Raw genomic sequence first — 6,019 nt, forward strand, 5'->3', positions numbered from 1 at the left:
CATTTTCAGCCCGTGCCGCTAGCCGCAACGCGCTGACCAGCATCGATCCCCGACCTGACCCACCGAAACCCCGCCGAACTGTGGAAGCCGGGCTTCTGCCAGCTCACGACGGTCCAGCCGAGGTCGGAGGCGACGCCGCCGCCGGTGAACGGCGCCGCGGCGGCCACGGTGACGGCGCCGCCGTCCCGGATGAGCAGGCCGTTCTCCACGGGCCCGGCGCCCACCCGCACATTGCCGGCGCGCACCAGGTCGGGCAGCGCGTCGTTCGACAGCCCCTCGAAGGCGAGGAAGCCGTCGCTGGCGGCGAGGGTCTGCACGTCGGCGTTCACGATCCGGACCTCGCCGAGGCCGGGCCGCTGCAGCAGCGAGTTGAGGAACTCCACCCGCACCTCGCCGACGAGGGTGGTGCCCTCGTGCTCCGGCACGGGCGCCCCGGTCTGGACGACGGGCTTCTTCTCGCCCTTGCCGGAGACGCGGACCAGTGCCAGGTCCTTCTTCGCGCTCCACGCGTGGGGGTCGTCGCCGGCCCGGGCGACGATGTCGCCGTCCTCGCCGACGACGTACAGCGCCTGGTAGCGGGTGTGCTCGCGGAGGGCGTCCTTCAGCAGGGTCTCGGTGGCGGCGGGGTCGTCGGTGTCGATCAGGCGTGAGGTGGAGACGAGGTCGGCCTGGGCCTCGTTCAGCGCCCGGCGGACCCGGTCGGCGACCAGGTCGGTGCGGTCGCGCTGGTCGTTGACCATGGCGGCGGGGATGCTGACGGTCCCGTCCGTGCGGTTGAGCAGGAGTCCGACGGGGACGCACCACAGCAGCAGGAGCACCGCCGTCAGCGCCAGCGGCCCGCGCGCACCGCCCCGGAACCTGCCGGCCGGGCGGGCATCGGTGGCACCGTCCGGGGCGCTCACGCCGCCGAGCTGGCCGCGGGTGCGCTCGAGCGCGGAGCCGATGCGGGCGGCCTCGCCCCAGCGGGGCACCGTGACGGGGCGGATCCGGTCGCCGCGGGCGAGCCGACGGGACTCCAGGAACAGTCCGAGCAGCGGACGCTGCACGGTCAGCCACAGCACGGCGACCGCGAGCAGGCCGAGCAGGACCAGGGCGCCCGCCGCGAGCAGTCCGAAGAGCTGCCGGCTGTCCTCGGTGACGGTCTGCTGCTGGACCACGGGGAGCATGGCGACGACCGTGAGGCCGAGGCCGGCGGCGACGCTCTCCCCGTCCTCCGGGTCGGAAGCGGCAAGGGAGGCGTACCCGGCGGTGGCGACGCGGCCGTTGTACTCCTTGCCCAGCAGGGTTCCGCTGACGCCGGGGTAGCCGCGGGAACCGGGCTCCCGGGCGCTGACGGGGTTCTGCTCGGTCTCCTCGGCGGCCCGGTCGGACAGCCGGGTCATCTGCTTCTGCAGGAAGGTGAGTTCCTCGCGCTCCGCGTCCGAGTTGAGTGCCTCGGACTGCTCGAAGCCGGCGGTGGCGAGGACCTCGCCGCCCCGCGCGACGACGGCCATGCTGCGGAACGGGCCCAGGTTGATGGCGGGCACGGAGAGGCTGTTGGAGGCGATCAGTAGTTGCTGCGCCCCCTCCTTCCCGTCCAGCACGGCCATCGTCATCAGGCGCACGTCGCCGGTCTCCAGCCGCACCATGCGCGGGGTGAGTGCCTCGTCACCGGTGAGGACGTCCTTGTCCAGCCAGGCGAGCGGGATGCGCTCCCCGCGGGCTGCGAGCACCTTGCCGCTCTCCAGGTCCAGCACCGTGGTGCCGGTCCACTTCTGGTACGCCTTGCTCAGGTCCGACAGGACGCGCTCGGGGTCCGCCCCACTGCCCGCGTTCAGCGCGGTGGCGGTGCGTTCGAGGTCCGTGACCCGCTCGTCGATCGAGGCGCGCAGGGCGATGGCGCCGTCCTGGGCGAAGTACTGCTGCGAGGAGAGCACTGCCTTCGGCACGACCGGTTCCGCGCCCGGTCCCAGCACCTTGGCCGTGAGGCCCGCGAGGGCGAGGACCAGCACGCACAGCAGCGCGATCGGCGGCCGGATGCCGCCCAGCAGCGGCATGTCCGCGCGTCTGCGGCTGCGCCGTCGGCCTTTCGGCACGAGGGGCGCGGCAGGAGTCGATGTCACCGGTCTTCTTTCTTGGTCGCTGTGGGTGCTCAGCGCCCGGAGGAAGCACCGCTGTTGCGCGGCAGCGAGACGCCATCACAGAAAAGACTGATAAACGCCGACAAGGTTGTATCCATCGGCACGCAGGGGTGTGTGGCCCTGGTCACTTCTCCAGCGACAGCCGCTTCAGGCCGTCACCGCCCGGCGCTCCCCGGTTGTAGAGGAAGCCGCGCGTGCGGTCCTCGGCCAGCCGATAGCGGGCGATCCGGTCGGCGGACAGCCCTTCGGGGTTCTCCAGCGCCTGCTGGACGTCCACCACCCGGAGGTCCTCGACCGCGCTCTCGGGCGCCTTCTCCCCGGCCTCGATCTCGGGCGGGACGTCCACCAGCGTGGTGCGGTAGCGGGCGGAGACGTCCCAGCCGTCGGCGGTCTCGTGGAACTCGAACCAGCCGATGGCCCCCTCCTCGGTGAGGCCGGTCGGCGAGGAGTGCCGGGCCACCTGGTTGCCGAGGCTGTAGGCGACCCAGGTGCCGTTGACCTTCTGGATCGGCTGTACCACGTGGGAGTGGTGCCCGATCACCAGGTCGACCCCGGTCTCCTCGGTGATCCGCTGGGCCATGTCCAACTGCGGGACGCTCGGCTCGTTGTAGTGCTCCAGGCCCCAGTGCAGGGAGAGGATCACCACCTCGGCGCCCTTGTCGCGGGCCCGCTTCTCGGCCTTCTTGATCTCGTCCGTGCTGGAGCGGTTGAAGGCCCAGCTCTCCTTCTCGGGCGTGGGGTTGAGGAAGGACTCCCAGGAGTAGGCGAGGTGGGCGACCTTGACGCCGTTGACGTCACGGATGTTGATCTGTTCTGCTTCCTCCGGCGTCCGCGCCGACCCGGTGTGCCCGAGGCCCACCTCGTCCATGGCGTCCAGCGTGCGCCGCACCGCCTTCAGCCCGTGGTCGAAGGTGTGATTGGAGGCCGTCGAGCAGGTGTCGTACCCCACGTCCTTCAAGGTGGTCAGGATCTGCGGCGGAACCAGGAACTCCGGGTATCCCTCGAACGGTCCTTCGGGCTTCCCGACGGGCGTCTCCATGTGACAGATTGCCAGGTCGGCCTTGCTGATCACGGGCTTCACCCCGGCGAGCAGCGGCCCGAAGTCCAGTCCGGCCTCTCCGTGCCCGGTCTCCTCGGCATCTTTGGCGGCCTGCTCGACCAGTTCGGGATGGATGAGGATATCGCCGGCCGCGGCGACGGTGAAACTGCGGCCGCCGGCCTTGGCCTGGGGCTGCGCGGCCTCGGAGCCGCACGACACGGTCAGACCGGCGGCTATCGCCACTACCGCCAGCGAACGACCTATACGGAGAGACTTACGGAATGTCACCGAGTCATATTTACATGAACCTCACAAGCAACCATCGGATTTCTGTCACAAGGCGGTCACATTTCCTACGCGTTTTCGCCCAAGTAGTTTTGCTCCTGGCTCTGTTCGGTTGCCAGGCCAACGCGTCCCCGAGCTCGGAGGACTCCGTTCCGCGCGCCCGGGAACTGGTCGACCTGCGCAGCCGCATCCTCGGATACACGGCGAAGTTCCGCGCCGACTCCCCCTACACTCCGCCCGGCAAGGCACAGCGCGCGCGGCTGGCAAAGGCCGTCGGAAGCCTGCTGTCGGGCGACGCCCAGGAGGCGGAACGGCAGCTCGCTCCGCTCGGCCTCGGCCTCACCCGCCTCACCGACACCGACTCCGGCCGCCGCTACGACGAGATCGCCGCCACCGGCACCGGCGAGAGCACCCGCTGGGGCCGCCTGTACCTGAACGCCGACTCCACCGTCCGCTGGGACGCCCAGGTCCCGCACCCCGTCTCCGACCGCGACACCGAGGCCCTCGGTATCCGGCTCCTGGAGGAGAATCCCGGCGGCGCCCTCGTCCTCGCCGGCGCGCACCGCCAGGCCGGCGAGGACGACGCCGCCGAAGTCGCCCACCGCGAGGACAGCGCCTTCCATACGGTCGTCGTGGAGCTGCAGAAGCGCGGGGTGCCCGGTGTCCAGCTGCACGGTTTCACCGACTCCTCCGACCGCCCCTACGACGCCGTCGTCTCCACCGGCGCCGTCGAGACCGCGCCCGTCGAGGTGGCCGCCATGGCCGACCGCATGGACGACGACGGGCTGCGGGTCTGCCGGGCCTGGGCGGCACGCTGCCCGCTGGAGGGCAAGACCAACGTCCAGGGCCGCTCGGCGCAGCGCGAACACGCCGGCTTCGTCCACGTCGAGCTGGCCCGGCACGCCCGCGCGGACGACGGCCGCGACACCGAGGAGGCCGCCGACGCCCTCGCCGGGCTGGTCACGGCGTGGAATGAGAACTGAACCGGGGGCCGAGGCGAGTGGTCCCGGCTCAGCAGCAGCCCGCCCCGGGCAACGACCGCTTGTTACGCGCCTCCTGTCAGAAGTTGAGGCGTTGAGGCGATGGCTGGACTGGGCTCGACAGTACGTTGGGGCGCTGGACCCGTTGAGGCGGCTACCGACCATGCCAACCCCACGGGAGCCATCACCAGACGATCTGAAGCCGCACTTGCGAGGGACGAGCCATGATGGACACGCCTTGGGATCGTGACGCTCGATTGACGCTCCGAGCATCGAAAGGACATTCGAGCGCAGCGGCAAATCCCCCTGACCTGGGGCTACGTCAGCTTCGCTCGCCTGGCACATCTTTCCGATGACGCACCACGTGGAGTGCACGGCGGTCCCGGAGCGGTCCGCGAGGATCAACGACAGCAGCCGCAGGACCAGTGCACAGCCTCCGAAAGCGAGCCCGGCGCCACCGATGCACAAGCGCGCCGTGGTCAGCGTTTTCGTAGACCGACTCCTTTCTGTAGTCAGGGTCTCCCTTGAGCAACGCGCAGACGAAACACGGCCCGAGACGCGCCCTGGTCTCATATGCCTCAAGATCGAACGGAGTGCGGTCCACTGACGGCATGGAACTCCTTGAGGTCGGGAAGTTCTTCCTGACAGTCAGCTGATGAGCCAGCCTTGCTGTGTCCACTTCCCTGTAGTGGACACCGCCTACACTCCGCCGCAGGTGGACGATATCCGCCCGGATTGCATCCGGCGGGCAGGTGCCTACGCGGTCACTCCGGGGCGCGCATCGATCGGTCCTTGACCCGCCTCCGGGGCCCGGGGTGCACCTTGAAGCACGGGCATTGCCGTAGCGTGATCGCCTGCCGCATGGAATGTCCATGTGTCCGGTCGGCCCGTGCGAGGGATTCCGGTGGCGAGCGATGGGACCGTGATGAGCGAACTGACGAAGCCCAGAATCGTGGTTCCGGAGGGTGTCGCGACCACCGAGTTGACGATCCGGGACCTCGTGGTTGGGGATGGACCCGAGGCGCAGCCGGGCAGGGTCGTCCAGGTTCACTATGTAGGGGTCACGTTCGCGTCCGGAAGGGAGTTCGACTCCTCCTGGGAGCGGGACCGGCCGTTCAAGTTCGCCGTGGGCGGTGGCAAGGTCATCAAGGGCTGGGACCGGGGGGTAAGGGGAATGAAGGTCGGCGGCCGGCGCGAGATCATTGTTCCCCCGCGTCTCGGTTACGGCAGGCAGTCACCCTCTCCGTTGATCCCGGCGGGCTCGACGCTGATCTTCGTCGTGGACCTGCTCACGGTGGTGGGCGGGCCCGCCGGAGCGAGGCCCGGCTTGACCGGCTCGGCCTGAGCATGGCGCTCCTGAGGGGCTGGGGGCCCTGTCGCTCCCACGTAAGGACAGATGCACTCATCGACAGACACCTCCTCAACCCATGGCGCGTGAGGTGACGGCCTGCCAAGGGTGTGCCCGGTCCCGGATTCCGGCACATGGAGACCAGCAGGCGGACTAGCCGGTGACTTCGCACATGGGGTTTTAGGTCTCCAGCCAGCGGGGTCTTGTTTCGTCGATGCCGAGGAGTTCGAGCAGGTGTGCTTGGACT

4 protein-coding genes are annotated in these 6,019 nt (G+C 69.7%); 2 read left to right on the forward strand and 2 right to left on the reverse strand.

Annotated elements, in window-relative coordinates; translation table 11 throughout:
• Window positions 1–5 precede the first annotated feature (5 nt).
• Window positions 6–2,036: a HAMP domain-containing protein gene (locus ABZV38_RS39225; RefSeq protein ID WP_356333627.1), complete on the reverse strand. Its 2,031-nt coding sequence runs from the start codon at window positions 2,034–2,036 to the stop codon at window positions 6–8.
• 208 nt (window positions 2,037–2,244) lie between these two features.
• Complete coding sequence (locus ABZV38_RS39230) at window positions 2,245–3,402, reverse strand: CapA family protein (protein WP_356333621.1); 1,158 nt, start codon at window positions 3,400–3,402, stop codon at window positions 2,245–2,247.
• Between the two features lie 134 nt (window positions 3,403–3,536).
• Here ABZV38_RS39230 and ABZV38_RS39235 point away from each other — a divergent pair, with 134 nt between their 5' ends.
• Together ABZV38_RS39235 and ABZV38_RS39240 are read left to right on the forward strand one after the other, a co-directional pair.
• Window positions 3,537–4,427 carry a hypothetical protein gene (locus ABZV38_RS39235; protein WP_356333623.1) on the forward strand — a complete coding sequence of 297 codons (891 nt, stop codon included), beginning with the start codon at window positions 3,537–3,539 and terminating at the stop codon, window positions 4,425–4,427.
• Between the two features lie 922 nt (window positions 4,428–5,349).
• Window positions 5,350–5,769 carry an FKBP-type peptidyl-prolyl cis-trans isomerase gene (locus ABZV38_RS39240; protein ID WP_356333625.1) on the forward strand — a complete coding sequence of 140 codons (420 nt, stop codon included), beginning with the start codon at window positions 5,350–5,352 and terminating at the stop codon, window positions 5,767–5,769.
• Window positions 5,770–6,019: the final 250 nt, after the last annotated feature.

Source organism: Streptomyces sp. NPDC005181 (assembly GCF_040608395.1).
Classification (GTDB): domain Bacteria; phylum Actinomycetota; class Actinomycetes; order Streptomycetales; family Streptomycetaceae; genus Streptomyces.

Excerpts from the sequence above, each read along its gene's own strand:
- ABZV38_RS39240 (WP_356333625.1), top strand. The coding sequence starts at position 5,350 with ATGAGCGAACTGACGAAGCCCAGAATCGTGGTTCCGGAGGGTGTCGCG.
- ABZV38_RS39225 (WP_356333627.1), bottom strand. The coding sequence starts at position 2,036 with ATGCCGCTGCTGGGCGGCATCCGGCCGCCGATCGCGCTGCTGTGCGTG.